The sequence below is a fragment of the Noviherbaspirillum sp. FW303-A3 genome (assembly GCF_058788695.1).
Genome location: NZ_JBYTAZ010000001.1, coordinates 2,159,370 through 2,183,912, shown reverse-complemented (window position 1 = coordinate 2,183,912; position 24,543 = coordinate 2,159,370). Strand labels below are relative to the sequence as shown.

General features: G+C 63.3%; 25 protein-coding genes and 1 pseudogene. 14 read left to right on the top strand and 12 right to left on the bottom strand.

Going from position 1 to position 24,543, the window contains the following annotated elements:
* Nucleotides 1–56: 56 nt before the first annotated feature.
* Nucleotides 57–1,556: a B12-binding domain-containing radical SAM protein gene (locus AC3WOY_RS10720; RefSeq protein WP_492429259.1), complete on the top strand. Its 1,500-nt coding sequence runs from the start codon at nucleotides 57–59 to the stop codon at nucleotides 1,554–1,556.
* Nucleotides 1,557–1,816: 260 nt separating this feature from the next.
* Here the strand turns inward: AC3WOY_RS10720 and AC3WOY_RS10715 are convergent, their stop codons facing one another.
* Entirely contained in the window at nucleotides 1,817–2,032 is a 216-nt protein-coding gene (locus AC3WOY_RS10715) for a DUF3717 domain-containing protein (protein WP_492423524.1), read from the bottom strand.
* 69 nt (nucleotides 2,033–2,101) lie between these two features.
* Between AC3WOY_RS10715 and AC3WOY_RS10710 the strand changes: the two genes are divergently transcribed.
* The 6 genes from AC3WOY_RS10710 (at nucleotide 2,102) to AC3WOY_RS10685 (ending at nucleotide 8,866) form a co-directional block, all read left to right on the top strand.
* Nucleotides 2,102–2,800, top strand: coding sequence for an SDR family oxidoreductase (locus AC3WOY_RS10710; RefSeq protein WP_492423522.1), 699 nt, complete (start codon nucleotides 2,102–2,104; stop codon nucleotides 2,798–2,800).
* Between the two features lie 6 nt (nucleotides 2,801–2,806).
* On the top strand, nucleotides 2,807–3,490 hold the full coding sequence (locus tag AC3WOY_RS10705; RefSeq protein ID WP_492423520.1) for a response regulator transcription factor: 684 nt from the start codon (nucleotides 2,807–2,809) through the stop codon (nucleotides 3,488–3,490).
* A complete protein-coding gene (locus tag AC3WOY_RS10700; RefSeq protein ID WP_492423518.1) occupies nucleotides 3,480–4,748 on the top strand; it encodes a sensor histidine kinase in 1,269 nt (422 codons plus the stop codon). Before AC3WOY_RS10705 ends, AC3WOY_RS10700 begins: the two co-directional genes overlap by 11 nt.
* A gap of 108 nt (nucleotides 4,749–4,856) precedes the next feature.
* Nucleotides 4,857–6,767 (top strand): LTA synthase family protein, encoded by a 1,911-nt coding sequence (locus tag AC3WOY_RS10695; RefSeq protein WP_492423516.1) that lies wholly within the window; start codon nucleotides 4,857–4,859, stop codon nucleotides 6,765–6,767.
* Nucleotides 6,764–7,477, top strand: coding sequence for a phosphatase PAP2 family protein (locus AC3WOY_RS10690; protein WP_492423514.1), 714 nt, complete (start codon nucleotides 6,764–6,766; stop codon nucleotides 7,475–7,477). The genes AC3WOY_RS10695 and AC3WOY_RS10690 overlap by 4 nt, the downstream gene beginning before the upstream one ends.
* 69 nt (nucleotides 7,478–7,546) lie before the next feature.
* Nucleotides 7,547–8,866 (top strand): DUF1161 domain-containing protein, encoded by a 1,320-nt coding sequence (locus AC3WOY_RS10685; protein WP_492423512.1) that lies wholly within the window; start codon nucleotides 7,547–7,549, stop codon nucleotides 8,864–8,866.
* 9 nt (nucleotides 8,867–8,875) lie between these two features.
* On the opposite strand, the gene AC3WOY_RS10680 is transcribed toward AC3WOY_RS10685, so the two are convergent.
* The 3 genes from AC3WOY_RS10680 to AC3WOY_RS10670 are packed head-to-tail and all read right to left on the bottom strand — an operon-like array spanning nucleotide 8,876 to nucleotide 11,408.
* Entirely contained in the window at nucleotides 8,876–10,063 is a 1,188-nt protein-coding gene (locus AC3WOY_RS10680) for a pyridoxal phosphate-dependent aminotransferase (RefSeq protein ID WP_492423510.1), read from the bottom strand.
* Nucleotides 10,054–10,182, bottom strand: a complete 129-nt coding sequence (locus AC3WOY_RS10675) for a hypothetical protein (protein ID WP_492423508.1) — start codon at nucleotides 10,180–10,182, stop codon at nucleotides 10,054–10,056. The genes AC3WOY_RS10680 and AC3WOY_RS10675 overlap by 10 nt, the downstream gene beginning before the upstream one ends.
* A gap of 5 nt (nucleotides 10,183–10,187) precedes the next feature.
* Complete coding sequence (locus AC3WOY_RS10670) at nucleotides 10,188–11,408, bottom strand: MFS transporter (protein WP_492423506.1); 1,221 nt, start codon at nucleotides 11,406–11,408, stop codon at nucleotides 10,188–10,190.
* A 323-nt stretch (nucleotides 11,409–11,731) separates the two neighbouring features.
* Between AC3WOY_RS10670 and AC3WOY_RS10665 the strand changes: the two genes are divergently transcribed.
* Nucleotides 11,732–13,330, top strand: a complete 1,599-nt coding sequence (locus AC3WOY_RS10665; RefSeq protein WP_492423504.1) for a CHASE domain-containing protein — start codon at nucleotides 11,732–11,734, stop codon at nucleotides 13,328–13,330.
* 90 nt (nucleotides 13,331–13,420) lie between these two features.
* Nucleotides 13,421–13,783, top strand: a complete 363-nt coding sequence (locus tag AC3WOY_RS10660; RefSeq protein WP_492423502.1) for a DUF1304 domain-containing protein — start codon at nucleotides 13,421–13,423, stop codon at nucleotides 13,781–13,783.
* A 1-nt stretch (nucleotide 13,784) separates the two neighbouring features.
* Here AC3WOY_RS10660 and AC3WOY_RS10655 read toward each other — a convergent pair whose 3' ends face one another.
* The 6 genes and pseudogenes from AC3WOY_RS10655 to AC3WOY_RS10630 form a co-directional block, all read right to left on the bottom strand.
* Nucleotides 13,785–14,621 carry an alpha/beta fold hydrolase gene (locus AC3WOY_RS10655; RefSeq protein ID WP_492423500.1) on the bottom strand — a complete coding sequence of 279 codons (837 nt, stop codon included), beginning with the start codon at nucleotides 14,619–14,621 and terminating at the stop codon, nucleotides 13,785–13,787.
* Nucleotides 14,618–15,682, bottom strand: coding sequence for a branched-chain amino acid ABC transporter permease (locus AC3WOY_RS10650; RefSeq protein ID WP_492423498.1), 1,065 nt, complete (start codon nucleotides 15,680–15,682; stop codon nucleotides 14,618–14,620). The genes AC3WOY_RS10655 and AC3WOY_RS10650 overlap by 4 nt, the downstream gene beginning before the upstream one ends.
* A 5-nt stretch (nucleotides 15,683–15,687) precedes the next feature.
* Nucleotides 15,688–16,716, bottom strand: a complete 1,029-nt coding sequence (locus AC3WOY_RS10645; protein WP_492423496.1) for a branched-chain amino acid ABC transporter permease — start codon at nucleotides 16,714–16,716, stop codon at nucleotides 15,688–15,690.
* A 139-nt stretch (nucleotides 16,717–16,855) separates the two neighbouring features.
* Entirely contained in the window at nucleotides 16,856–17,593 is a 738-nt protein-coding gene (locus AC3WOY_RS10640) for an ABC transporter ATP-binding protein (protein WP_492423494.1), read from the bottom strand.
* Nucleotides 17,590–18,374: pseudogene (locus tag AC3WOY_RS10635) on the bottom strand (ABC transporter ATP-binding protein). Before AC3WOY_RS10635 ends, AC3WOY_RS10640 begins: the two are co-directional and overlap by 4 nt.
* Before the next feature lie 59 nt (nucleotides 18,375–18,433).
* Nucleotides 18,434–19,609 (bottom strand): substrate-binding domain-containing protein, encoded by a 1,176-nt coding sequence (locus tag AC3WOY_RS10630; RefSeq protein WP_492423492.1) that lies wholly within the window; start codon nucleotides 19,607–19,609, stop codon nucleotides 18,434–18,436.
* A gap of 306 nt (nucleotides 19,610–19,915) precedes the next feature.
* Here AC3WOY_RS10630 and AC3WOY_RS10625 point away from each other — a divergent pair, with 306 nt between their 5' ends.
* Genes AC3WOY_RS10625 through AC3WOY_RS10615 form a run of 3 tightly spaced genes read left to right on the top strand, consistent with a single transcriptional unit; the run spans nucleotide 19,916 to nucleotide 22,149 of the window.
* Entirely contained in the window at nucleotides 19,916–21,379 is a 1,464-nt protein-coding gene (locus AC3WOY_RS10625) for an AlkA N-terminal domain-containing protein (protein WP_492423490.1), read from the top strand.
* A gap of 1 nt (nucleotide 21,380) precedes the next feature.
* Nucleotides 21,381–21,854, top strand: coding sequence for a methylated-DNA--[protein]-cysteine S-methyltransferase (locus AC3WOY_RS10620; RefSeq protein ID WP_492423488.1), 474 nt, complete (start codon nucleotides 21,381–21,383; stop codon nucleotides 21,852–21,854).
* Nucleotides 21,841–22,149, top strand: coding sequence for a hypothetical protein (locus tag AC3WOY_RS10615; protein WP_492423486.1), 309 nt, complete (start codon nucleotides 21,841–21,843; stop codon nucleotides 22,147–22,149). The genes AC3WOY_RS10620 and AC3WOY_RS10615 overlap by 14 nt, the downstream gene beginning before the upstream one ends.
* A 407-nt stretch (nucleotides 22,150–22,556) precedes the next feature.
* Here the strand turns inward: AC3WOY_RS10615 and AC3WOY_RS10610 are convergent, their stop codons facing one another.
* Nucleotides 22,557–22,778 (bottom strand): YMGG-like glycine zipper-containing protein, encoded by a 222-nt coding sequence (locus AC3WOY_RS10610; RefSeq protein ID WP_492423484.1) that lies wholly within the window; start codon nucleotides 22,776–22,778, stop codon nucleotides 22,557–22,559.
* Between the two features lie 120 nt (nucleotides 22,779–22,898).
* Here AC3WOY_RS10610 and AC3WOY_RS10605 point away from each other — a divergent pair, with 120 nt between their 5' ends.
* Nucleotides 22,899–23,783, top strand: a complete 885-nt coding sequence (locus tag AC3WOY_RS10605) for an NAD(P)-dependent oxidoreductase (protein ID WP_492423482.1) — start codon at nucleotides 22,899–22,901, stop codon at nucleotides 23,781–23,783.
* Complete coding sequence (locus tag AC3WOY_RS10600) at nucleotides 23,780–24,184, top strand: GFA family protein (protein ID WP_492423480.1); 405 nt, start codon at nucleotides 23,780–23,782, stop codon at nucleotides 24,182–24,184. The genes AC3WOY_RS10605 and AC3WOY_RS10600 overlap by 4 nt, the downstream gene beginning before the upstream one ends.
* Here the strand turns inward: AC3WOY_RS10600 and AC3WOY_RS10595 are convergent.
* Entirely contained in the window at nucleotides 24,181–24,525 is a 345-nt protein-coding gene (locus tag AC3WOY_RS10595; RefSeq protein ID WP_492423478.1) for a DUF4870 domain-containing protein, read from the bottom strand. The two genes, AC3WOY_RS10600 and AC3WOY_RS10595, sit on opposite strands and share 4 nt — an antisense overlap.
* Nucleotides 24,526–24,543 lie beyond the last annotated feature (18 nt).

Here is a 24,543-nt window from a genome sequence, read left to right as displayed (position 1 = left end):
TCGCGATGGGCGGACAGGCGTAAAATGTGGGGCTGCCGCTCCCGCCTGTTGCCCCCATGACCATCCTGCTATCCACCCTCAACGCCCGCTACGCCCATGCCTCGCTCGGGCTGCGTTACCTGATTGCCAACATGGGCGATCTGCAGCCGGAGACGCAACTGAAGGAATTCGTGATCGGCGCGAAGACGACGGAAATCGTCGAACGGATTCTCGCGCACCGGCCGCGCATCGTCGGACTCGGCGTGTATATCTGGAACGTGGAAGAAACGACGAAGGTCGTCGCGATGCTCAAGCGCGTCGCACCGGAGATCGTCGTCGTGCTCGGTGGTCCCGAAGTCTCCCACGAAACGCAGGAACAGCAGATCGCGCAGCTCGCCGATTATGTGGTCACCGGCTGGGGCGAGGCGACCTTTCCGCAACTGTGCAGGCAGATCCTGCATGGCCCGAAGCCCCTGATGAAGATTCACGCCGGCGTGCAGCTGCCGATGTCGGACATCAAGCTGCCGTATGCGCTGTACGACGACAAGGACGTCGCCCATCGCAACCTCTATGTCGAGGCATCGCGCGGCTGCCCGTTCAAGTGCGAGTTCTGCCTGTCCTCGCTCGACAAGACGTCGTGGCCTTTCGACCTCGACCTGTTTCTCGCCGAACTGGAATCGCTGCACGCGCGCGGGGCACGTTTGTTCAAGTTCGTCGACCGCACCTTCAACCTGAACATCAAGTCCAGCCTGCGCATCATGCAGTTCTTCCTCGACAAGCTGGCCGCGCATCCCGATGACCCGGTGTTCGCGCACTTCGAAGTCGTGCCGGACCACCTGCCCGACGCGCTAAAGGACGCGATAAAGAAGTTCCCGCCCGGCACGCTGCAACTGGAGATCGGCATCCAGACCTTCAACCCGGAAGTGCAGGCCATCATCAGCCGCAAGCAGAACGACGAGAAATCCGCCGCCAACATCCGCTGGCTGTGCGAAGAGTCGCATGCGCACCTGCACGTGGACCTGATCGCGGGACTGCCGGGGGAGGACATCGACAGCTTTGCCCGCGGCTTCGACCGCCTCGTCGCCATCAACCCGCACGAGATCCAGTTCGGCATCCTCAAGCGCCTGCGCGGCACGCCGGTGATCCGGCATACCGAGGCGTACAAGCTGGTGTTCGATCCGAACGCGCCGTACACCATCCTCTCCACCGACCGCATCGACTTCGCCAGCATGCAGCGGCTGGTGCGCTTTGCGCGCTACTGGGACATGGTCGCCAACTCCGGGCGTTTCGCGAACACGCTGCCGATCGTTCTTGCCGATGCGCCTTTTGCCAATTTCATGGCGCTGGCGGATTGGTTGTATGCGAAGACGGATGCGACGCACCGCATCGCACTGGACCGGCTCGCCGCGCTCGTGGCGCAATGGCTGCGCGAGCGCGGGCATGATGGCGAGAAGGTCGCAGCGCTGCTCGACAGCGACTATGCGGGTCAGGCCAACCTGCGGCACCTGAAGCCGAAAGGGGAAAAGGACAGGCCGGACGTCGCGAACCCGCGGCAGGCGCGGCACATGGCAGCCTAGACATAATGTATTGACCTGCCGCACCTCAAGCGACGCGGATTAAGCTTGAGGTTTTTCAACCCAGGCTCAGAGCCGTAATTGAGGGGGGGCAGGCCGTGAACGAGTTTAGCAAATACGTTGGATTGGATGTGCACAAGGAGACGATTGCGGTCGCGGTGCCGGTTACGCCAGGGGGCACCAGAAATGCGGGGAGGCAAGACGAGGCGGGAGGCGGAAATGTGGCATGAACCGGAAAAATTCCGGCAGATGTTGCCATGGCGTCAAGTTTTTTGCGCGCGCCAGGCTTCCACCAGTTGCTGGGCGGCCTGGCCAAGCTGGGCAAAAGGCAGGGAGTGGCTCCTGCTGTAGATCATCATTGCGTAGACATCGGCCAGTGCGTTGACTTCGGGAGAGAGCGCGCATTCCTCGCCGGTCGATGGACGCAAGGCCCGCCAGTAGTTGATGGCCTGTTCCAGTTCGGGAAGGGTGATGTTCATCCGGCTATTGTACGGCAGGGTATGGCGCTTGATATGATGTGCCGTCGATTCATCACCGGGACCGTATCCATGGACAAGGTTGTATTGATTACCGCCGCGTCGCGCGGCATGGGCGCCGCATGCGCAAGGGAACTCGCTGCGCGCGGCTACAAGCTGGCGCTGATGTCGCGCTCGGCGGACATCCACACGCTTGCAAAAGAGCTCGGCGGCATCGCGCTGCAGGGATCGAGCGACAATGCCGATGACCTGCGGAAGCTCGTCACGCTGGCGATGGACACGCATGGCCGCATCGATGCCGTCGTCAACAACACAGGCCATCCGAAGAAGGGCCCGTTGCTGGAACTCACCGATGCAGACTGGCATGCAGGCCTCGACCTGCTGCTCCTGAACGTGGTGCGCATGGCGCGCCTCGTCACGCCGGTCATGCAGGCGCAGGGCGGCGGCGCGATCGTCAACATTTCCACCTTCGCCGCCTACGAGCCATCGGCGCGCTTCCCCATCTCCGCAACGCTGCGTGCCGCGCTCGGCAGCTTCACCAAGATCTACGCGGACGAGGTCGCGAAGTCGAACATCCGCATCAACAACGTGTTGCCGGGTTATGTGGACTCGATCGCGCAGAATGACGCGACGGTCGCGCAGATTCCCATGGGACGGCAGGGGACGCAAGAGGAGATCGCGAAGACGGTCGCCTTCCTGCTGTCGGCCGATGCCGGATACATCACCGGCCAGAACCTGCGGGTCGACGGTGGTATCACGCGCTCGGTATAACTTGCGATGCGCATCCTGATCGCCGAGGACGACGCCGACATCGCCGGCAACCTGTACGACTACCTCACCGCCAGGGGCTACGAGGTGGACGCGGCGCCCAACGGCCTGGCCGCGCTGCACCTGCTGACGACGGAACGCTTCGACGCCGTCGTGCTGGACCTCGGCCTGCCCGGCATGGATGGGTTGACACTGGCACGGCGCATTCGCGGCGATGCAAGGATGAGCATTCCCATCCTCATGCTCACCGCGCGCGATGCGCTCGACGACAAGCTGGCCGGTTTCGATGCCGGCGCTGACGACTACCTGGTCAAACCGTTTTCCCTGAAGGAAGTGGATGCGCGCATCCAGGCGCTGGTGAAGCGCGCGCAGGGCAGGGTGGTCGACGCCGCCGTGCGTGTGGGGGCGCTCTCTTACGATCCGTTCTCGGGCAACGTGACCTGGCAGGGCAAGCCGCTGAAGCTGTCGCCGAAGAGCCTGAACCTCCTCGTCACCATGCTGCGGCAGCCCGGGCGGCTGTTTACGCGAGAGGAACTGGAGCAGGCGGTGTGGGGACAGCAGCAGGCCAGCAGCGACACCTTGCGCAGCCACCTGTCGCAGTTGCGGCGCGAACTGGCGCTCCCGGAAGGAAAGAACATGATCGAGAACGTGCACGGCCGCGGCTACCGCCTGGTGAATCCCGATGATCAATAGCCTGCGCTGGCGCCTCGCCTGGACCTTCACGCTGCTCTCGACCTTCGCCGTACTGATCCAGACGGTGGCGCTCTTCGTGAGCACCGAGGAGCAGGAAGAGGACATGATCAACGAAGTGGTCAATGCCACTCTCGAAAACCAGCTGCGCCAGCCCGGCACGCCGCTCGACCTGGACGACCTGCCGACAGCGCCGCAACGCATGAAATTCTTTCGCCTTGCGCCCGGACAGCGCCCGGCAGAATTGCCCGAGCAATACGCAACCCTGCCCGCTGGCATCCATGAATGGTATGCAGGCGATACCGAATACCACGTCGGCATCCGCGACAGCGGCAGCGAGCGCCTGTTCCTGATGTACGACGCCAGCGAGCACGAGACACGGCTTGAACAGCTGGAATGGAAACTGATCATGGGAATCGCGGTGCTGAGTCTCGCATCCCTCTGGCTCGGCTACTGGCTCGCCGGGCGTGTGCTGCACCAGCTGGAGAACATCACGCAGCGCCTCAAGCGCGACGACGAAACCGCGTTGAACGAGCCCGGCCTGGATCGCGAAGTGTCGCTGCTCGCCGATGCGCTCGACCGTTACCGGCAGCGCAACCGCGAACTGCTGGAGCGAGAGCGCGAATTCACCGCCAATGTCAGTCACGAACTGCGCACGCCGCTCACGCGCATTCGCACCAGTGCCGAGCTGCTTGCTGAAGACCCGGCGCTGTCCGAGCGCAGCAAGGACCGCGCCGGACGCATCGTTGCTTCCGTGGACGCGATGGAATCCCGTTTGCGTGGCTTGCTTTTCCTGGCGCGCGAACTGACGCTTGACGAGCGCAAGCCGCTCGACCTGAAAAAATCTGTGGAAGCCGCAATTGCACCGGTGCGTCATGCCTGCGAAGAACGCGGCGTGCAGATCGACATCGCTATTGCCGGGCATTCGATGGTGCAAGCCGATGCGTCGCTCCTGCAACTGCTGCTCGACAACCTGGTCGGCAATGCAGCGCGCTATACCGAGCGTGGACGGATCGTCATCGGCTTTGCCGATGGCGTGTTGAGCGTCACCGACACCGGCCCGGGCATTCCTGCGGAACATGTCGCGCGTGTATTCGAAAGGCATTACCGCGCAAGCGACCTCCCCGGAGGAATGGGCCTCGGCCTTTCCATCGTAAAGCGCGTCTGCGACGCCCACGGCTGGATCTGCAGCATTGACAGCCATGCCGCAGAAGGTGATCCGCAGCATGGCACCAGGGTGGCCGTTCGCTTCCATGCCTGACATTTCGCAAGCGGCAGCGCAGCACATCACAATTCCTTCACAAAACCCCCATCCGGCCTTCACAGTCCCGTTTCTATACTCCGCACGTCACCTTTGGAGGACTTGCGGATGTCATTCACTATTCAAGCGCGCACCGGACTGCAACGCCATTTCGGCGGCATGCCCTTGCTCTTTCTTTTCGTCTTCCTGATTGCGTCATTCGCCACACGTCTCGCTCTGCTGGCGATGGCAGCCGGGGACGTGGACTGGGCCGCTGTCCCGGCAAGCCTCGCGCTTGGATTCGTGTACGACCTGGTTGCCGGATTGTGGGCAATGCTGCCGGTGCTGCTCATGCATCTCTTCCTGCCACAGGGGCGGAAATGGCAGCCCTTCTCCAGGACGCTGAAGGCGGCGGCACTCGCGCTCGCCGTGTACCTGCTGCTGTTCGATTTCGTTTCCGAACTGTTGTTCTGGCAGGAGTTCGGCGTGCGTTACAACTTCATTGCCGTGGACTACCTCGTCTATACGCATGAGGTGATCGGCAATATCCGCGAGTCCTATCCTGTCGGACAGATACTTGGCGCGCTGCTGGTGCTGACGGCGGTGTTGCTGTTCCTCGCGAGGAAGAAACTGGCCGCAGCGCTCGCTGTCACCGATCCGTTCGCGCGCCGCCTGCGCCATGTCGCCTGCTGGAGTGGGGTGGTACTCGCCGGCTGGCTCGGCAGCGGCCTGCTCTCCACGGAAATCTTCAAGAACCAGTACAACGGCGAGCTGGCGGCGAACGGTCTGTACAGCTTCGGCGCCGCCTTCCGCAACAACGAACTCGACTACGCGCGCTTCTATGAAACGCTGCCCAGCGGCGAAGTGCGCCGCATGCTCGGGCAACTGGTCGCGCCCGGTACCGTCCGCGTCGAGCAGCCGCGCATCGTGCAGGCGCTGGCCGCCGAGAAGCGTCTCAACGTCGTGCTGATTTCCGTCGAAAGTCTTTCCGCGGATTTCCTCGGAAGCTTCGGCAATCGCCGGAACCTGACGCCGAACCTCGACCGCCTCGCAAGCGAAGGCCTGCTGTTCACACGCCTGTACGCGACGGGGACACGCACTGTGCGCGGCCTGGAGGCATTGACGCTGTCGCTGCCGCCGACGCCGGGTCAATCCATCGTGAAGCGCCCCGACAATGCGCAGCTCTTCTCGCTCGGCAGCGTATTCCAGGGCAAGGGCTATGACGTGCGCTATGCCTACGGCGGCTACGGCTACTTCGACAACATGAACGCCTTCTTTGGCGGTAACGGCTACCGCGTCGTTGACCGCGTATCGATCCCGTCCGAGCGCATTCCGTTCGAGAACATCTGGGGTGTCGCGGACGAGGCGCTGTTCGACCAGGTGCTGGACGAAATCGACGAATCGCACCGCGCGGGCAAGCATTCCTTCACGCATGTGATGACCACATCCAACCACCGGCCCTTCACCTATCCGGAAGGGCGCATCGACATTCCCTCGCATACCGGACGCGAAGGCGGGGTGAAGTACACCGACTATGCCATCGGCCGCTTTTTCGAGCGGGCACGCAGCAAGCCGTGGTTCCGCGACACGGTGTTCGTCATCGTGGCCGACCACTGCGCATCGAGTGCCGGCAAGACCGAGCTGCCTGTCGAGCGCTACCACATCCCGATGATCGTGTACGCACCCGCCCACATCCGTCCGGGCAAGGTGGACCGTCTCGCGAGCCAGATCGATGCCGGGCCGACGCTGCTCGGGCTGCTCGATTTCAGCTACCCGACCCGCTTCCTCGGCAGGGATGTCCTGCACACCCCGGAAGAGGAAGACCGGGCATTCATCAGCAACTACCAGGCCCTCGGCTACCTGAAAAAGAACATCCTGACCGTTTTGCGCCCGAAGCGGCAGGTGGCCGCCTACCGCGTCGACGAACAGTCCAACCTCACCAGCATCCCGGTCGACCAGTCCCTGCTGCGCGAGGCGATTGCGTATTACCAGGGCGCGGCGGAGCTGTACAAAGGCGGCCTCTATCGCCGGCTGCCATGACAGGCTTCCTGGCACGCTGCCGCGACCCGCGCCTGCTGTGGGCCGTGGCGCTGGCGCCGCTTCTGGCGCTGCTGTTCGAAGCGACGCCGCTGGACCGGGCACTGATTGCCGCCTATTACGATGCATCCGCGCATGCCTTCCTGTTGCGCGATGACCTGTTCCTGCAGAACGTCATGCACAGCGGCGCCAAGCTGCTGGTCATCGGCATCGCCTTCGCGGTATTCGGCGCCTACCTGCTCACCTGGCTCCTGCCGCAGTGGGAACCGCACCGTCGCCGCCTGTTATGGATCGTCGCGGGCATGGCCGGCGGCGCGCTGCTGGTGTCGCTGCTCAAGCATGGCAGCGCCCTGCACTGTCCCTGGGACCTGGCTGAGTACGGCGGTTATGCGCCCTTCCACGGACTGCTCGACCGGCTTCCAGATGGGATTGCGGCGGGACACTGTTTCCCCGGCGGGCATGCCTCGGGCGGCTTTGCACTGGTCGCGTTGTATTTCGGGTTGCATGATGTTCGTCCCCGGTTGGCGCGGCTGTTCCTTGCTGTCGGCCTCATTGCCGGCATGGCGATGGGATGGGGGCAGATGATGCGCGGCGCCCACTTTTTGTCGCACAACGTGTGGTCCGGGTGGGTGGTGTGGATGTATCTTGCGGTGCAATATGCGGTATTCCCGCCCGGCAGCAGCCTCGATTGTCGTTCCCCCCTTTTTGTGTGACTATGTGCAATATCGGCTTTGATAGTGCACGGGCCCTTTTCATGGCGATCCCTGCGGACGGGAGCTTCGATGAACAAGTTACAGGCGTTGGCTGTCCTGGCAGTGGCTGCTGCTTTTGGCTCGCCCGCGGCGGCAAGCGACGACTGCTCGGCCGTAAAGAAGGCCATTGAAGCAAAAATGACGGCGAACGGCGTGAAGGATGTCACGCTGACCGTTGTCGACAAGGACGTGAAGGTCCCCGGCAAGATAGTCGGCCGGTGCGACCGCAAGAAGCGCAAGATCATCTACGCGGCAAAAGGCGTTGAAAGCGAGATGGTTGACGCCCCGGGCGGACATGCGACGAGCCCGGCGGATGCGCACTCCCCCGATGCAAGAATTGCAATGACCTCCAGGGCGACGGTTACCGCCAGGACCGCTGTGGATGCCAAAGCCGCGGCTGCGGCCAAGGCCGCGTCGGAGGCCGCGACAGCGGAGGCCAGGGCAGCATCGGCCGCCAGCCTCGCTGCGGAAGCCAAGGCCGCTGCGAACAAGGCTGCCGCCGAAGCCAGGGCAGCGGCAATGGAAGCCCGGACAGCCGCCGAAACCCGGGCCATGGCCGCCGCCAGGGTCGCGGCAGAGGCCAAGGCACAGGCGGACGCTGCGGCAAATGAGGCCACGAGTGCGGCCGATGCCAAGGTTGCAGCCGACACTTGGGCGGCGACCGCGGCCAAGGCGGCGACTGATGCCGCTGCGGCAGCCGCCAAAGCTGCAGCAGACGCCAGGTCCGCAGCGGATATCAAGGCAGCGGCCCAGGCCAGGGCTGTGGCTGCTGCCCAAAAAGCGGCAGCCGAGGCAAGGGTGGCCGCGACCGCGCGCGCTGCGGCGGATGCGATCGTGATCGATCCGGCAGACGCTGCCGGCGTGCTCGCGGCTGCGGGCACTGTGGAGGCGAACGTGGCAACCAGAGCGGCGCCACAGGCAAGGGCGGCGGCAGACGTCAAAACCATTGCCGACCCGCGCGCGGCTGCCGGTCCCCAGTTGCAATACGACGGCGTCTACCGGGCGCCGGTCAGCGTGAACGGCACCCTGTCCTGGAAATACTTCCGCTTCTATCCGGATGGAACCTTTATCACCGTACGCTCCGTCGGGACGCCGGAGCAACTGCGGCAATGGTTTGTGCGCGACGAGCCGAACAACGAGCGCGGCATCGTCAAGTTCCAGGGCATGCGCCTGCTTTTTTTCACTCCCGAAGGTTCACCCGCGGCCTATGACGGCAGCATGGAAGCTGGCCAGGTCGTGATCAATACGCGTGGCCGGACCGGGCAAAACCAGCATAGCGATATCTATGAATTCGTGCGGTGGCCGGCGGGCGGGGGAATTGCGCCGGCGGCGACGGCGCAGAGCCGCTGAGGCTGTCTGTCAGCGTTCGGACAGGAACTTCGACAGCCGTTTCACGCCTTCATCCAGCCGCTCCACCGAACTCGCGAAGCACCAGCGGATATAACCCTCACCCTCCGGCCCGAACGCGTTGCCGGGTGCCAGGCCGAGCTTCGCTTCCACCACCAGTTGCTTGCACAGCGCCAGCGTGTCTTGCGCACCGTCGACGCGGAAGAACAGGTACATCGCCCCCTTCGGTTTTGGTGTCGTGATACAGGGGAGCGCATTCAACCGTTCGTACAAGAAGTCGCGCGCCGCCTGGTAGCGCGACACGGTGTGCGCGATGATCTCCTCGCCGCGTTCGATGGCGACCACACCGGCGCGCTGCACGAAGCCCGGCGCGCAGGAGGTGTTGTATTCGATCAGCTTGCCGAGATCGGCCATCAACGGTTCCGGTGCAACGACCCAGCCGAGCCGCCAGCCGGTCATCAGCCAGGATTTGGAAAAACTGTTGGCCGACACGAGGCGGTCATCCGGCGCAGCGATGTCGAGGAAGGACGGAGCGCAGGAACGCTGCCCCGCCGTGCCGTCGTAGACGAGGCGTTCGTACACATCGTCCGCCAGGATCCAGATGCCGTGCCTGCGGCAATGCGCAAGAATGATTTCCTGTTGTTCCTTCGCGATCACCCAGCCAGTCGGATTGTTGGGGGAGTTGATCAGCACCGCCCTGGTACCGGGCGTGAGCGCATCCAGCAACTGCTGGACGTCGAGTTCCCAGGTCTTGCCGAAGCGCAGCGGCACCTTCACCACTTCCGCGCCGAGAATCTTCGGGATCTCGACCAGGTTCGGCCACAGCGGCGTGATGGCGACGACGCGGTCGCCCGGATTGATGATGAGCTGCGACAGCAGCATCAGCGCCGATACGCCGGACGACGTGACCGCCACGCGGCCCGGATCGATCGGGCGATGCAGCGCCGACAGGTAGGCCGCAATCGCTTCGCGCAGCGGCGGGATGCCGAAATTGTGCGTATAGAAGGTGTCGCCAGCGTCCAGCGATTGCTTCGCCACTTCACGGATGAAAGCAGGCGTTTCCTGGTCAGGCTCGCCGAACCAGAAGGGCAGCACATCCTGCAGGCCGATGCCTGCGTTGGCGACTTCGCGGATGCGCGATGCGCCCAGGTGTTGCACGGCTGCGCGCGCGGCCGGCAGGGAAGCGGAATTCAGAAGCATAGGATGATGCGGTTGGCGAGGTCGAAGATGAAGGACGGACGCAGGTAGCCGACGAACACGGCCGCCAGCACCGCCGCGATGGCGATGCCGAGCAGGAAGCGTTTCAGTCCGTCGCGCATGATAGTCAGGCCATCGCAGGATGCGGCTGGCGTACGATGGCCTTCTCGTTGATCGGCAGGTTCACCAGCGCGGCAAACACGCCGAGCGCGATGACGATGCCCCATACAGTGTCGTAGCTGCCGTCTCGCGTGAACAGGTAGCCGCCCAGCCACACGCCGATGAAGCTGCCCACCTGGTGCGAGAAGAACACGAAGCCCGACAGCATCGACATGTATTTCACGCCGAAGATGCCGGCGATCACGCCGTTGGTCAGCGGCACCGTCGACAGCCACAGCAGGCCGATCGCGGCGGAGAACAGGTAGATCGACCAGGGCGTCAGCGGCGCCAGCAGGAACAGGCCGATGACTACCGCGCGGGCGAGATAGATCGCCGACAGCAGGTAGCGTTTGGGCAGGAAACTGCCCAGCTTGCCGGCATAGTAGGAACCGAAGATGTTGAACAGCCCGATCAGCGCCAGCGCCATCACCGCCACGTTGGCGTCGGTGATGCCCTTGTCCTTCAGGTAGGCCGGCATGTGCACGCCGACGAACACGAGCTGGAAGCCGCACACGAAATAGCCGGCGACGAGCAGCTGGAAGGGGCGGTAGGCGAAGGCTTCGCGGATCGCTTCGCCCATGCTCTGCTGCGGACCGGAGGACTTCTGGTGCGGCAGCTCGCGCAGGCCGAAGGCCATCGGCAGCATGACCAGCGCCACCAGCGCGGCGAGGATGTAGAAGGCGGTTTGCCAGCCGGTACTGGAAATCAGCTGTTGCTCGACCGGCATCATCATGAATTGGCCAAACGAACTTGCCGCGCCGGAAATGCCGAAGGCCCAGGAACGCTTCGCTTCCGGCGCCGTGCGGCCGATGATGCCGCTGACCGCGCCGAAGGCGGTGCAGGCAAGGGCAGCGCCGATGAGGATGCCGGAGCCGATCACGAACGCCGTCGGATCGGCGACCGTCGCCATCCACAGCAGGCCGCCGACGTAGAACAGGGCGCCCACGATCACCACGCGCGCCGTGCCGAAACGGTCCGCCGCCATGCCGGCAAACGGGCCGAACACGCCCCACAGCAGGTTCTGCAACGCCATCGCCAGCGAATAGGTTTCCCGCGTCCAGCCGTGCGCCTGCGAGATCGGCTGCAGCCAGAAACCGAAACCGTGCCGCACGCCCATGGCGAGAGTCAGCACCAGGCCGCTGGCGATCAGCACGTTCTTGAGTTGCGGGGCGCGGGTGGCGGTCAGCATGGCGGGCTTTCGGATGACAGGAGGGAACAATCGAGTGTAGCGCAAAGCGAAAAAGCATGTGGACCGCCGGTTTTACCGGGCCAGGCAGGCGCCTTGCTTGCGACAAATTTCCGCACGGCGAGAAGTGGCGGAACAAGGTTTGTGACGCGTCAAAAACCCTTGGCGCGCTTTCTTGTCTTAAATCTTTTGAAGAGGACCAACGATAAGGAAAACCGAGTGTATCGAACACAGGGAATGGCGGCCACGCCGGCAGGCAGATGTCCTTGGATGGCGATGATGCCGGGGATATTGTCCGCGCGGCACCGCACGCCAGGGAGGGCGGCATGATGCAGATGGAAGAACGCTGGCAGCGGATTCCTGAACTTATCCGTGCGCGTGATGTCCTGACGGTCCTCGTGCTCGTTGCCTCGCTGCTGGTGACCTACAAGCTGTGGGAAGATGCGCGCAACAATATGGCGCAGATCGTGCAGAGCGCATTCGACTACCGCGTGCGCGAAGTGGGCGAAGTGATCCGCCAGCGGCTCATGATCTACGAGCAGGTCCTGCGTGCTACCAAAGGTCTGTTCGTCGTCAAGGGCGAGGTCTCCCGCGACATGTTCCGCACCTATGTGGATGCGCTGAACCTGACGGACAACTATCCGGGGATCCAGGGCCTCGGTTTTTCTGCCTTTATCCCAGCGGCCGGGAAGGCGCAGCACATCGCGCGCGTGCGCAATGAGGGATTCGCCGATTACACGATCCGTCCGGAAGGCGCGCGCGACGTCTATTCGGCCATCCTCTACCTGGAACCCTTCTCCGGCCGCAACCTGCGCGCTTTCGGCTACGACATGTATTCCGACCCGGTGCGCCGGGCGGCGATGGACAAGGCGCGCGATACCGGCTCGGCCGCGCTGTCGGGCAGGGTGACGCTGGTGCAGGAAACCGGCGGCGAAGTACAGTCCGGTTTCCTCATGTACCTGCCAGTCTATGAAGACGATACACCCTACGACCTGCCGGAGCAGCGGCGCACGAACCTGATGGGGTGGGTGTATGCGCCGTTTCGCATGGGTGACTTCATGCGCGGCCTGTTCGATAACCTCGGTATCGATGTCGACATCGAGATCTACGATAACGGTGACCTGAATGAACGCGCGCGCACGTTCGACGCAAGGACGGATGTGCAGGCCATGTCGCCTGATTTTCTCTACCGGGCGGTGACGCGCATCGAAGTCGCAAACCATGCATGGAGCGTGGCGATTGCAGCCCTTCCGGTCTTCGAGCACCGGATCGAGTCCGGAAGGACGCTGCTGGTATTGCAGGCCGGCATCAGCATCAGCCTGTTGCTTGCCCTGTTGGTGTGGATTTTTTTGGACGACAGGGCACGTGCCTTGCAGGCGGCCAGCCAGGCGATGCAACTGGCCTTGTACGATCCGCTGACCGGTTTGCCTAACCGCAAGCTGCTTGACGAGCGTCTGCAGCACGCGCTCGCCACCGCGAAGCGGCACGGCGGGCAGGTGGCGCTGCTGTTTATTGACCTCGACAAGTTCAAACCGGTCAACGATAACTACGGACACGGCTACGGAGACCTGCTCCTGAAAGAGGTGGCGCTGCGCTTGCGTAGCTGCGTGCGCGAGTCCGACACGGCTTCGCGTCTCGGCGGCGATGAATTCGTCGCCCTGTTGCCGGAGGTGGAGGGGGAACACGATGTGGCGGTGGTCGCGGACAAGGTTTTGCAGCGCCTGACCATGCCATACCATATCGCCGGCCATACCTTCGGCATCTCGGCCAGCATCGGCGCGGCAGTCTACCCGAGGGATGGCGCCGACGCAAAATCGCTGACCCGCAGCGCCGACCTGGCGATGTACGAAGCGAAGAACAGCGGACGCGCCAACGTCAAGTTCGCGAGGGAGCCGTTCGCACAGCACGGTTTGCAGGGCGTCTGAAATGTCGGCCGGGAAGGATATCGGTCGAGTAGACGGATATCTCTAATCTCCCCATGATATATATGAAGAAACTCACCTGAAGGGGAACCCATGCTGCTCATCGCCAAAATACTGACCGGCCTCGTCATGCTCATCCACGTCTACATCTTCCTGCTTGAAACGGTGATGTTCCGCACACGGGGGCGCAAGGTATTCGGATTGAGCGGGGAACAGGTCGAAATGATGGCGCCGGCCATGTCCAACCAGGGGTGTTACAACGGCTTCCTCGCCGCAGCCCTCGCCGTCGCCTTGCTGCATCCCGAACCGGCCATCGCGAATGCGTTCGCGGTATTCGGCCTGCTGTGCGTGGCGGTGGCCGGGATCTGGGGCGCGGTCACGGTCCAGAAGCGCATCCTGTATGTGCAGACCGTGCCCGCAGTGCTGGCGCTGGCGGCGCACTTCCTGGTGAAATAAATCAGCCGGCGAGGAAGCCGCGCACCAGGTCGATTTGTTCCGCAACATTCAGGGCCGGCGCATGGCCGCAGCCTGGGATGACCGCCAGCTTCGCCCGCGGTCCGCGGCGCGTCATTTCCTCCGCCGTCTCCTGCAGCAGCAGGTCCGACTCCACCCCGCGCAAGACCAGCGTCGGCATGTCGAGCGCGTCGTACTTTTCCCACAGGTCGTAGTCGTCCGGATACACGATGAACTGGCGCACCATCGCCGGATCGTAATGCGGCGTGACCTTCCCGTTCGGCATGCGGCGGGCCGATGTCTCCGTCATGCGCCGCCACTGCGCATCGCTTTGCCATCCATACGGCTTGTACACCGTGCGGAAAAAATTCTCCAGCTCGGTGACCGTATCGAACTGCGGCGGATTGCCCGCATACGTCTTGATGCGTTCGATCGCCGCGCTGGCCAGCGAAGGGCCGTTGTCGTTCAGCACCAGATGGCTGATGCGGCCCTTCAGCGTGGTTGCGCCCGCCACCGTGCCGATGGCACCGCCCATCGAGGTCCCCACCCAGCGCACCTTGTCGAATCCCAACTGGTCGACCAGCGATGCCGCCAGCCTGGCGTAGAAGGCGAGGCAGTATTCCTTGTCCGGATCCGGGCTCCACTGCGACAGGCCGCGCCCGAGCGTGTCGGGGCAGATGATGCGGTAGGTGCCGGACAATGCTTCCGCGAGATCGTCGAAATCCCGCCCGGTGCGCGCAAGCCCATGCCACATGATCAGCGGCGGCGCATCCTTGTTTCCCCACTCGACATAATGGATCTCGCGCTCGCAGCAGCGGAGGTAATGCGAAACCGGTTTCATCGTGTCCCCCATGTACGCAGTTTGCCGACGATGCCTGTCGGGAAGAAATACACCGACAGGATGAATAGGATACCCAGCCACAGCAGCCAGCGGTCCGGCGACAGCAGTGCCGGCAGCAACGGCAGGTTTTGCGCGGCGCCCGACGCGAGCCGCATCAGGTCCTGCAGGTAATTCTGCGCCAGCAGGAAGATGGCCGAACCGCAGATTGCGCCATACATCGTGCCCATGCCGCCGATGACGACGATCAGCAGGATGTCCACCATGATTTCAAAAGACAGCGAGGTATCGGGGCCGTTGTAGCGCAGCCAGATTGCCAGCATGCAGCCGGCAAGCGTGGCGAAGACCGCCGCCAGCACATTGGACAACGTGCGGAAGACAACGATCTTGTATCCGATCGCCTCGGCGCGGAAATCGTTCTCGCGGATCGCCTGCAGCACGCGGCCGAACGGCGAGTTCACGATGCGCAGCATGGCCAGGAACAGCAGCACGGTCGTGAAGAACAGGATGTAATAGGTGATGAACTTGCCGTCCAGCCAGGCGCCGAGGACTTGCTCCTCGGCGAGCTGGAAGGCAGGCGAGAGCAGCTCCGGCAGCTTGAAGTTGAGGCCGTCTTCGCCGCCGGTAAATTGCGACAGCTGCGAAGCCAGCGTCTGGAACGCAGACGCCACCGCCAGCGTGATCATCGCGTAAAAGATCGCCCGCACCCGCAGCGAAAACAGGCCGATGATCAGCGACAGCGCCAGCGACAGCACCACCGCGCACAGCGCGCCGACCAGCAGGCTGCCCCAGCCCGGCCCCATGCGCGTGCTCGCGATAGCGATGCCGTAGGCGCCGATGCCGAAGAACATCGTATGCGCAAAGGACACGATGCCGGTATAGCCGAGCAGCAGGTCATAGCTGGCGACCAGCACGATGAAGATCAGGATCTTTGCCGCCACATTCAGCGCCTTCGCGCCGGGAAAGAGGAAGGGCGCAAACGCCAGGGCGAATACGATGACGAGCAGCACCGCGCTCAGCACCTTGTTGCGCGGCAGGTCGTGGGAAAGGAGTTGTCTGAGCATCGCGTTTACCTGTTCGTCACCTGGTAGAGGCCTTGCGGGCGCCATAGCAGGATGGCGACCATCAGGAGGATGTTGGAGAACAGTGCCACCTTCGGCGCCAGGAATCCGGTGTAGTTGGCCAGCAGGCCGACCAGCAGGGCGCCGAGGAAGCAGCCGCCGGTGGAGCCGAGGCCGCCGATGATGATGACGATGAAGATCAGCACGTTCACATGCGCGCCCATCTGCGGGATCACGCTCTGCTGGTACAGCCCCCACATCACGCCGCCCAGCCCCGCCAGCGCGGAACCGGCGACGAACACGCCGACGAACAGGCGCTTGATGCGGTAGCCCAGGCTCTCCACCATCTCGCGGTCCTGCACGCCTGCGCGGATCAGCAGGCCGAGCTTGGTGCGATTCAGCACGATCATCATCGCCACGAAGACAGCCAGCCCGACCACGACGGCAAGGATGCGGTACTTCTCGATCGCGGAATCGCCGAACAGGATTGCGCCGCGAAACGATGCAGGCAGGTTCAGCGCAATCTGCTGCGGCCCCCAGAACACCTTGATCAGTTCTTCGCCGACCACCATGCCGCCCATGGTGATCAGGATCTGCTTCAGGTGCTGGCCGTACACGCGGCGCACGATCACGCGTTCGAAGAAGAGTCCGATGGCGCCCGCTGTGACCATCGCGCCAACCATCGCCACGGCAATCGCGGCAAGGTTGAGCCCGATGTTCGCGGAGCCCATCCAGCCAGGCATCATGCCCAGCACGGTGACCGCCATGAAGGCGCCGAGCGCGATGAAGACGCCGTGGCCGAAGTTGAGCACGTCCATCAGCCCGAAGATCAGCGTCAGGCCGGAGGCGATGATGAAGATGATCATGCCCATGGCGAGTCCTGCGGCTGTGAGCGTGATCCAGGTGGATGACGAGCCGATCAGCGGCAGGGCGGCCAGTGCCAGCACGGGCACCAGTGCCAGGGGCGCCCAGTCGATCTGTGTGTAAAGCCGCGGACCGGTGGCCTGAGCTGACGGCAGTGTGGTTGCTTGTTCCATGCAAATATCCTCTCTTGCTTCTTCCTCCCTTCTCCCGCAGGCGGGAGAAGGGCCGGGGATGAGGGGCGTTGACAAGTCCTCAGAAGGTCTCGCGCGCTCCCTCACCCCAACCCCTCCCCGCCTGCGGGAGAGGGGCTATTCAGTGATGTGCCGCCAGCGACAGCCCCAGCAGCTTCGTCTGCAGCGCCTCATCTTCCGCGAGCTCCTGCATCGCCCCCCGGTGCACGATCCGCCCGTCATCCATCACCGCCACCGTATCCCCAAGCTGTTTCGCAAAATTGAAGTTCTGCTCCACCAGAAGAATCGTCGTGTCGGTCTGCTTCAGTTCCCGGAACGCCGAGATCATGTTCGCGATGATCGCCGGCGCCAGTCCTTTGCTCGGTTCGTCGATCAGCAGCAGCTTGCGCGGCTCGACAATCGCACGCGACACCGCCAGCATCTGCTTCTGCCCGCCCGACAATTTTCCCGCCGGATGCAGCCAGAATTTCTTCATCGCGGGAAACAGGCCGAAGATCCAGTCCAGCCGCTTCTCGTCGATCTGCTCGATGCGTCCCGCGCTGCGCGCGGCGAGCAGCATGTTTTCCTTTACCGTCAGGTCGCCGAAGATGCCCATGTTCTCCGGCACGTAGGCGATGCCCGACTGCGCGATATCCGGCGTGCCGCGCTTCGTGATGTCCTGTCCGTCGAAGGTGATGCGTCCCTGCGACGCCTGCCACAAGCCCATGATGGTGCGCAGCGTCGTCGTCTTGCCGGCACCGTTGCGGCCGAGCAGCATGGTGAGCTGCCCGCGCGGCACTTCGAGGTCCACGCCGTGCAGGATGTGATACGCGCCGATATGCGTGTGCACGCCTTCCAGTTTCAGCAGTGCCTGCGTCATGCTGCCTCCTCGACGGGCGCCATGCCCAGGTATGCCTGTTGCACGATGGGCGATGCGATCACCGTTTCCGGGTCGCCGTCCGCCATCAGCGAGCCGTTGTGCAGGACGATGATGCGATCGGCCAGTTCCGCACGACATCCATCTTGTGCTCGACCAGCAGGATGGTTTTGTGAGAGAGCTTCTTCAATTTGCGGATCAGGTCGAGGATGACAGGCACTTCATCCACGCTCATGCCCGCAGTCGGTTCGTCGAACATGAAGATGTCGGGATCAAGCGCGATCAGCAGGCCGACCTCCAGCTTGCGCTGGTCGCCGTGCGGCAATGCCGCTGCCGGCGTGTCGCGCTTGGAGGCGAGGGCGACGTCTTCCAGCACCTGCTCCGCGCGTTCGATCAGTTCCTTGTGATGGTTCCATACGTTCCACAGGTCCAGTCCCAGGTGCGCGCGGGACTGCAGTGCGAGGCGCACGTTCTCCATCACGGTCAGGTTGGGGAACAGGCTGGTGAGCTGGAACGCGCGCCCGAGCCCGGCGTGCGTGCGTGCCGATGCAGGCAATGCCGAGATGTCGTTCCCGTTCAGGAATACCTGTCCCGCGCTCGGTTTGAGCTGGCCGGAGATCAGGTTGAAGTAGGTTGTCTTGCCTGCGCCGTTCGGACCGACGATGGCGGTCAGCGTGCCGGTCTGGAATGCGCACGAAACGGCATTGACCGCCACATGGCCGCCGAAGCGGATGGTGAGGTCGCGTGTTTCGAGCGAGGTTTTCTTGGTGGATTGCAGAGACATGAGTCGTCCCCGGCATGCTGCCCTGCGTTAGGTGAGCCTGAGGGGGCGTGTTCGCCCGATCAGCGCTTGTTCGTGATCGGCACGTGCATCTCTTCCGGCTTGATCTCGCGGACCAGTTCCGGAATGCCCCACTCGACCTTGGGATCGACCTTGATCTTGAAGTGGTACATCGACTGCATCGCCTGGTGATCTTCCTTGCGGAAGGTCATCTTGCCCTTCGGCGTGTCGAAGCTCATACCTTCCATGGCCGAGATCAGCGCGTCGGTCTTGGTCTCGCCATTGGTCTTCTTCAGTGCCTCGACCAGCGCCATGGCAGCCGACATGCCGCCGGCGGTGAAGAAGTCAGGCGGCGAGTTGTGGCGCTTCTGGTGCTCGGCGACCAGCCAGTCGTTGGCCGGGTTCTTCGGGATGCCGTAGTAGTAATAGGCTGCGCCCTCCATGCCGGGGAAGCTCTTGTAGGTCGCCATGGCCGGCAGGATGTTGCCGCCGCTGGCCACTTCCACGCCGTAGCGTTTCGGGTCGAGGTCGGCCAGCTTGCCGATCGGCGACGGGCCGGCCCAGATCACGAAGATCACCTTGCGGCCCGACTGGCCCTTGAGCGTGTCGAACATGCGCTGCGCGCCGGCGGTGAAATCGGTGGTATTGCCCGGCAGGTACTCTTCATGCACCAGCTTGGCATTCTTCAGTGCCTCCTTGAATGCCTTCACGCCGTCGCGGCCGAAGGCGGTGTCCTGCGCCATGGTGGAAATTGACACGCCGGCCTTGTCCAGCGCAACCGCGTTGGAGATCGCATCTTGCGACGAGTTGCGGCCGGTGCGGAAGATATAGCGGTTCCACTTCTCGCCGGTGATGGCGTCGGCCACGGCGGGCTCGACCAGCAGGATCTTCTTGTATTCCTCTGCCACCGGCAGCATCGCCAGTGCGACGCCCGAGCTGGTCGGGCCGACGGCGATGTCGACACGGTCGTCCGCATAGGCGGAAGCCAGCTGCGCCTTGCCGACGTCCGGCTTGCCCTGGCTGTCCTTCTCGATCACCACCAGCTTGTTGCCGTTCACTGTCATGGTGCCCTTGGTCGCGTACTCCAGGCCCATCATCAGGCCGATGTGCGTTTGTTTTGCGTAGGCTTCGAGCGCGCCGGTCTTGTCGTAGACGTGTGCGATCTTGATGTCTTTTGCGTGGAGTGCGGTGGTGCAGCAAAGCGCGGCGAGCGCCGCCATCAGGTGGTGTCGGGTCATGTCTCTTCCTCTTGTTGATTGTTCTGGTGCCTCATTGCATATGCAGCGCGAACAACGCCCAACAAGCGGAAACAGGACGTCGGGGGCTATGGCCTCGCCCCCTGCTACGGCGCAGATGAAATCAGGCTCCGGCCAGATTACTCCATGCCGTGTTGACGGGAAAGTAGTAAAAATACGGTGGGACGCCTGGTTGGAATTTGTAAAGAAGCTGTTACGGCAATTGCTGCATTGCGTCGATGATTGCCTCGTTCGTGTGATGTCCGAAAACGGCTAGACGCCCTCCGCCGGGGCGCGTATAAAGATCGCATGAATGCCCATGCTCCCGCCTCTCCGGCCCTCGACCATGAAAGCTGCTACCGCGCCCTTGCCGCGCGCGATGCACGTTTCGATGGTGTGTTCTTTACCGGCGTGAAGACCACCGGGATTTACTGCCGGCCAGTGTGCACCGTCAAGACGCCGCGGGAATCGTCCTGCCTGTTCTTCGGCACTGCAGCCGCAGCAGAAGCCGCAGGCTTCCGTCCCTGCCTGCGCTGCAGGCCGGAACTCGCACCCTACGCGTTGCAGGAAAACCTGGCACATGCGGTGTGGCAGCGCATTGCCGCCGGCGCACTGAACGACGGCAATGTCGAGCGCCTGGCTGAGGAGGTCGGCCTGTCGTCGCGCCAGTTGCGTCGTGTGCTGTTGCAGCATTTCGGCGTCACGCCTGTGGAACTCGCGCAGACCCAGCGCCTGCTGTTCGCGAAGAAGCTGTTGCAGGAGACCAGCATGCCGATGACCGATATTGCCTATGCGGCGGGTTTCGGCAGTGTGCGCCGTTTCAATGCATTGTTTGCGCAACGCTATGGGATCGCGCCCACGGACATCCGCCGCGCGCAGGCAAAAGAGGATGCCATGGAGCGTGACGCGCTGCTCCTGCGCCTCGCTTACCGGCCGCCGTATCAATGGGAGCACCTCTTGCGCTACCTCTCGGGAAGGGCCATCGCCGGCGTGGAATCGGTGCAGGATGGCGTCTATGTCCGCAGTGTGCGCAGCGGTGACGCGGCCGGCTGGCTGCGCGTCGCGCATGCGCCGGCGCGGCAGCAGCTCGAACTGGAAGTATCCGCATCGCTGTCTGCGCAGTTGATGCCCTTGATCGCCCGTCTTCGGAACCAGTTCGACCTTGACGCCAATCCCGCCGTGATCGAGGCGCACCTGATGCATGACTCGCTCCTCGAAGCCCGCATCCTTGCCATGCCCGGGTTGCGCGTGCCGGGCGCCTTCGATGCATTCGAGCTTGCCGTGCGGGCGGTGCTCGGGCAGCAGGTCAGCGTGGCGGGAGCGACCACATTGTCCGGCCGGCTTGTGCAGCGTTTCGGGATGCCGGCAGAGACGCCTTTCGCCAAGGTGACGCATCATTTCCCGTCCGCCGGGCGTCTCGCAGCGGCCGAGGCGCTGGAGATCGCCGCCATCGGATTGCCCGCGACGCGCGCAGAGACGATACGCAACCTCGCACGGTTTGCAGCAGAAGGCGGCATGCAAGTCAGGCCTGGACTCGCACTGTCCGACGCGGTGGAGCGCCTGAAGTCCGTGCGCGGAATCGGCGACTGGACCGCGCACTACATCGCCCTGCGTGCGTTCCGTTATCCGGATGCTTTTCCCGCAGGCGACCTCGGCCTGCAAAAGGCCGCAGCTATCGACGGCACGCGGCTCACCGAAAAACAACTTGCTGCACGCGCAGCCGCCTGGTCTCCCTGGCGCGGCTATGCAGCACTCGCTTTATGGATGGCATGACATGACCGACTATACCGAACACACCAGCCCGCTCGGCACTCTGCTGCTGGCGGCAACCGCCGACGGCCTGTGCGGCCTGTACTTCGAAGAGCACAAATACTTCAACGGCCCGCAAGGCTGGACGCGCAATCCTTCGAATCCGCATTTACAGGCGGCCATGCGCCAGCTCGATGAATACTTTGCAGGCACACGCACCGCCTTCGATGTCGCGCTCGATATGCGGGGAACCGAATTCCAGCGCGCCGTGTGGAATGCACTGGCCGCACTGCCTTTCGGGGAGACGACGACCTACCGGTCCATTGCGCATGGCGTGGCGAACCCGAAAGCCGTTCGCGCCGCAGGCACGGCCATCGGACGCAATCCCGTATCGATTATCGTGCCCTGCCATCGCGTGCTGGGCACATCGGGCGGCTTGTCCGGCTACGCGGGCGGCCTGGAACGCAAGCGTTACCTGCTTGCCCATGAGGGGCGCTGATGCCGCTATTGGGCAAGCGGCATGCGCGGAACGCGTGTGCAGGCGCAGGAAGCGCACGGAACGGCGCCATCCTCGCGCAGCACACGGATGCAACGATTACTTCGAGGTAGATGAACTGCCGCTCGTGGGGCTGGAGCTGCCCGGCGTGCCCGGGACAGCCTGGGAGGTTCCGCTTGCGCCGGGCTGGCTGGACGAGCTGCCGGAGGTATCGCTGGAAGACGACCCGGACGACATGCCGGACGAGCTGCCGCTCGGGCTGCTGGTCGAGGAGCTGCCGGAACCGGACGTGCCGTAGCTGCCCGATGCGCCGGAAGACGAACTCGGCGACGTTGCCGACGAACCGGACGACGAGCTGCCCATCTTGCCGGTGCCGCAAGCCGCCAGGACGAGTGCGCATGCGAGAGGGATGGTCCATTTCAACATAAATATTCTCCTTGAAAAGTTCGCGAAGCACGTGAGCCATTCATGCCAGAATGGCATGTATGCGAGTGTGTAGAATCTTTCAACTAACGAAAGTTCCGGCGCGATTTCCGAATGGCATGCGACGCAAGGCGGCAGCGCAGAAAGAGGATGCAATGAGGACGGGAAGCGGGTATGCGGCATCGCCCCGTGAATCAAGGGCTTGCGCAGGGAAGGGGCGACGGACAGGGGAGATGATGCGCGAAGCAAGGCTGCCGTCGCGCACCATCGCGTTACAACTTCTTACCTTTTCTTTTTCGCGACTTCGTTGCCGATGACGCCGCCGACCGCCGCGCCACCGACCGTGCCGATGGTGCTGCCGTTCGTCACGGCACTACCGGCCATGCCGCCGAGGACGGCACCGGTGCCGATACCCACTTGCTGACGTGTGGTGGTGCCGCAAGCGGTAAGTGCCAGCGCGAGCGAGAGCGCACCCGTGATGGAAGTCAGTCTGCGTGTGTTCATTTTTTCCTCCGGAGGAATTGGACGCACCGCGGACGCGATGCATGGAGCTTGTCACAGTTCGACCGTTAGGCTACGTTGGGAGTTCCAAGTGGAATTTTCCGGGGTGAAATCAGAATGATCATGCAGCCAGACACGAAGCTCGGCCTCATCGGTATCGGCGCCATGGGGATAGCGATGGCGAAGAACCTTCACAGAAAGGGATTCAATGTGCAGGTGCGCGACATCAGGCCGGAAGCAGAGGCAGAGGCGAGCGCAATCGGCATGAAGGCATGGCCGTCTCCCTCGGCATTGGCAGAACATGCGGACCTCGTCATCGTCGTGGTTGTCAACGCGCAGCAGATCGATGACGTGCTCTTTGGTGCCGATGGACTCACGCACGCGCCGGTGCAGGGAAAATGCGTGATGCTGTGTTCGACGATTGCGCCGGAAGACACGAGCCGGATTGCACAGCGCCTCGCGGAGCACGGCGTCGCTGCCATCGACGCGCCGATCTCCGGCGGCCCCGCGCGAGCGGAAGCGGGCACGATGAGCATGATGATCGCAGGCGAGGATGCCGTGCTGCAGCGACATGCGCATGTGCTGGACGCGCTCAGCGACAAGCAGTACCGCATCAGCCAGACGATCGGCGACGGCGCAAAGACCAAGCTCGTCAACAACCTGCTCGCAGGGATCAACCTCGCCGCCGGCGCCGAGGCACTTGCGCTCGGCATGAAGATCGGCCTCGATCCGCACACGCTGTTCGACGTCATCTGCGCATCGAGCGGCAATTCATGGATCTTCCAGGACCGCATGGCACGCGCGCTGAAGGAAGACTTCGAAGCACGCGCCTTCGCGCACATCCTCACCAAGGACATCACGCTCGCCACCGCCATGGCGGACAAGGCGCGGTACGACACGCCGCTCGGCGACGCAGCACTCGACATCTTCCGCAAGACCGTCGACAACGGCTGGGCCGGGCTCGACGACGCGGCCGTCATCAAGACCTACCTGAAAGGAACAACATGATTCGTGGAAGCTGCATGTGCCGCGGCGTGCAGTACGAGTACGCCGGAGAATTCGGCACCATCACCGTCTGTCACTGCAGCGATTGCCGCAAGGCGCAGGGCAGCACGACGGTCGTTGCTGCACCGGTCGACACCGCATCGTTCCGCTGGCTTTCGGGGCAGGACCTGATTGCGGAGTACGAGTCGTCGCCCGGCAAGAAGCGCGCGTTCTGCCGGCAATGCGGCGCGCCGCTGTATTCGCGCAAGGATGAAATGCCGGATGTGCTGAGACTGAGGATGGGAACGATCGATACGCCGACCGACGCAAAGCCTGTGGCGCATATCTTCGCAACGAACCTGCCGCCATGGGCGGCGATGGACGATGAACTGCCGCGCTACGAAGGACTTGAGCCCACCCGCTAATTGACGAGCCTGAGCGCCAGCGGATAACGGTATGCCTTGCCCTTGGCCGTCGAAAGCGCGGCAAGCAGGCAGAAAATGAAATTGGCGAGGAAGACCAGAGGAACAAGCAGGAAGCCGATCAGCACGAACTTGAGGATGAAGGCGGCCATCATGGCGATGGCAATCGTGATCTGGAAGTTGAGCGCCTCGCGCGCTTCCTGGGCGGCGAAACCGTTGTCTTCACGCTTGACCAGCCACAGCACGAGCGCGCCGACAAAGCCGCTGAAGATGCCGAGCAGATGAGCCAGCATCGCGAGGTTGCACTCTTCCCTGGACGGGCTGGTCTCGATGATCTCGTTCATTGCCTGCTCCTCACGCGG

Bases quoted from the DNA above. Each gene is read 5' to 3' on its own strand.
- AC3WOY_RS10720 (WP_492429259.1), top strand. From the start codon at position 57: ATGACCATCCTGCTATCCACCCTCAACGCCCGCTACGCCCATGCCTCG.
- AC3WOY_RS10715 (WP_492423524.1), bottom strand. From the start codon at position 2,032: ATGAACATCACCCTTCCCGAACTGGAACAGGCCATCAACTACTGGCGG.
- AC3WOY_RS10710 (WP_492423522.1), top strand. From the start codon at position 2,102: ATGGACAAGGTTGTATTGATTACCGCCGCGTCGCGCGGCATGGGCGCC.
- AC3WOY_RS10705 (WP_492423520.1), top strand. From the start codon at position 2,807: ATGCGCATCCTGATCGCCGAGGACGACGCCGACATCGCCGGCAACCTG.
- AC3WOY_RS10700 (WP_492423518.1), top strand. From the start codon at position 3,480: ATGATCAATAGCCTGCGCTGGCGCCTCGCCTGGACCTTCACGCTGCTC.
- AC3WOY_RS10695 (WP_492423516.1), top strand. From the start codon at position 4,857: ATGTCATTCACTATTCAAGCGCGCACCGGACTGCAACGCCATTTCGGC.
- AC3WOY_RS10690 (WP_492423514.1), top strand. From the start codon at position 6,764: ATGACAGGCTTCCTGGCACGCTGCCGCGACCCGCGCCTGCTGTGGGCC.
- AC3WOY_RS10685 (WP_492423512.1), top strand. From the start codon at position 7,547: ATGAACAAGTTACAGGCGTTGGCTGTCCTGGCAGTGGCTGCTGCTTTT.
- AC3WOY_RS10680 (WP_492423510.1), bottom strand. From the start codon at position 10,063: ATGCTTCTGAATTCCGCTTCCCTGCCGGCCGCGCGCGCAGCCGTGCAA.
- AC3WOY_RS10675 (WP_492423508.1), bottom strand. From the start codon at position 10,182: ATGCGCGACGGACTGAAACGCTTCCTGCTCGGCATCGCCATCGCGGCG.
- AC3WOY_RS10670 (WP_492423506.1), bottom strand. From the start codon at position 11,408: ATGCTGACCGCCACCCGCGCCCCGCAACTCAAGAACGTGCTGATCGCC.
- AC3WOY_RS10665 (WP_492423504.1), top strand. From the start codon at position 11,732: ATGATGCAGATGGAAGAACGCTGGCAGCGGATTCCTGAACTTATCCGT.
- AC3WOY_RS10660 (WP_492423502.1), top strand. From the start codon at position 13,421: ATGCTGCTCATCGCCAAAATACTGACCGGCCTCGTCATGCTCATCCAC.
- AC3WOY_RS10655 (WP_492423500.1), bottom strand. From the start codon at position 14,621: ATGAAACCGGTTTCGCATTACCTCCGCTGCTGCGAGCGCGAGATCCAT.
- AC3WOY_RS10650 (WP_492423498.1), bottom strand. From the start codon at position 15,682: ATGCTCAGACAACTCCTTTCCCACGACCTGCCGCGCAACAAGGTGCTG.
- AC3WOY_RS10645 (WP_492423496.1), bottom strand. From the start codon at position 16,716: ATGGAACAAGCAACCACACTGCCGTCAGCTCAGGCCACCGGTCCGCGG.
- AC3WOY_RS10640 (WP_492423494.1), bottom strand. From the start codon at position 17,593: ATGACGCAGGCACTGCTGAAACTGGAAGGCGTGCACACGCATATCGGC.
- AC3WOY_RS10630 (WP_492423492.1), bottom strand. From the start codon at position 19,609: ATGACCCGACACCACCTGATGGCGGCGCTCGCCGCGCTTTGCTGCACC.
- AC3WOY_RS10625 (WP_492423490.1), top strand. From the start codon at position 19,916: ATGAATGCCCATGCTCCCGCCTCTCCGGCCCTCGACCATGAAAGCTGC.
- AC3WOY_RS10620 (WP_492423488.1), top strand. From the start codon at position 21,381: ATGACCGACTATACCGAACACACCAGCCCGCTCGGCACTCTGCTGCTG.
- AC3WOY_RS10615 (WP_492423486.1), top strand. From the start codon at position 21,841: ATGAGGGGCGCTGATGCCGCTATTGGGCAAGCGGCATGCGCGGAACGC.
- AC3WOY_RS10610 (WP_492423484.1), bottom strand. From the start codon at position 22,778: ATGAACACACGCAGACTGACTTCCATCACGGGTGCGCTCTCGCTCGCG.
- AC3WOY_RS10605 (WP_492423482.1), top strand. From the start codon at position 22,899: ATGCAGCCAGACACGAAGCTCGGCCTCATCGGTATCGGCGCCATGGGG.
- AC3WOY_RS10600 (WP_492423480.1), top strand. From the start codon at position 23,780: ATGATTCGTGGAAGCTGCATGTGCCGCGGCGTGCAGTACGAGTACGCC.
- AC3WOY_RS10595 (WP_492423478.1), bottom strand. From the start codon at position 24,525: ATGAACGAGATCATCGAGACCAGCCCGTCCAGGGAAGAGTGCAACCTC.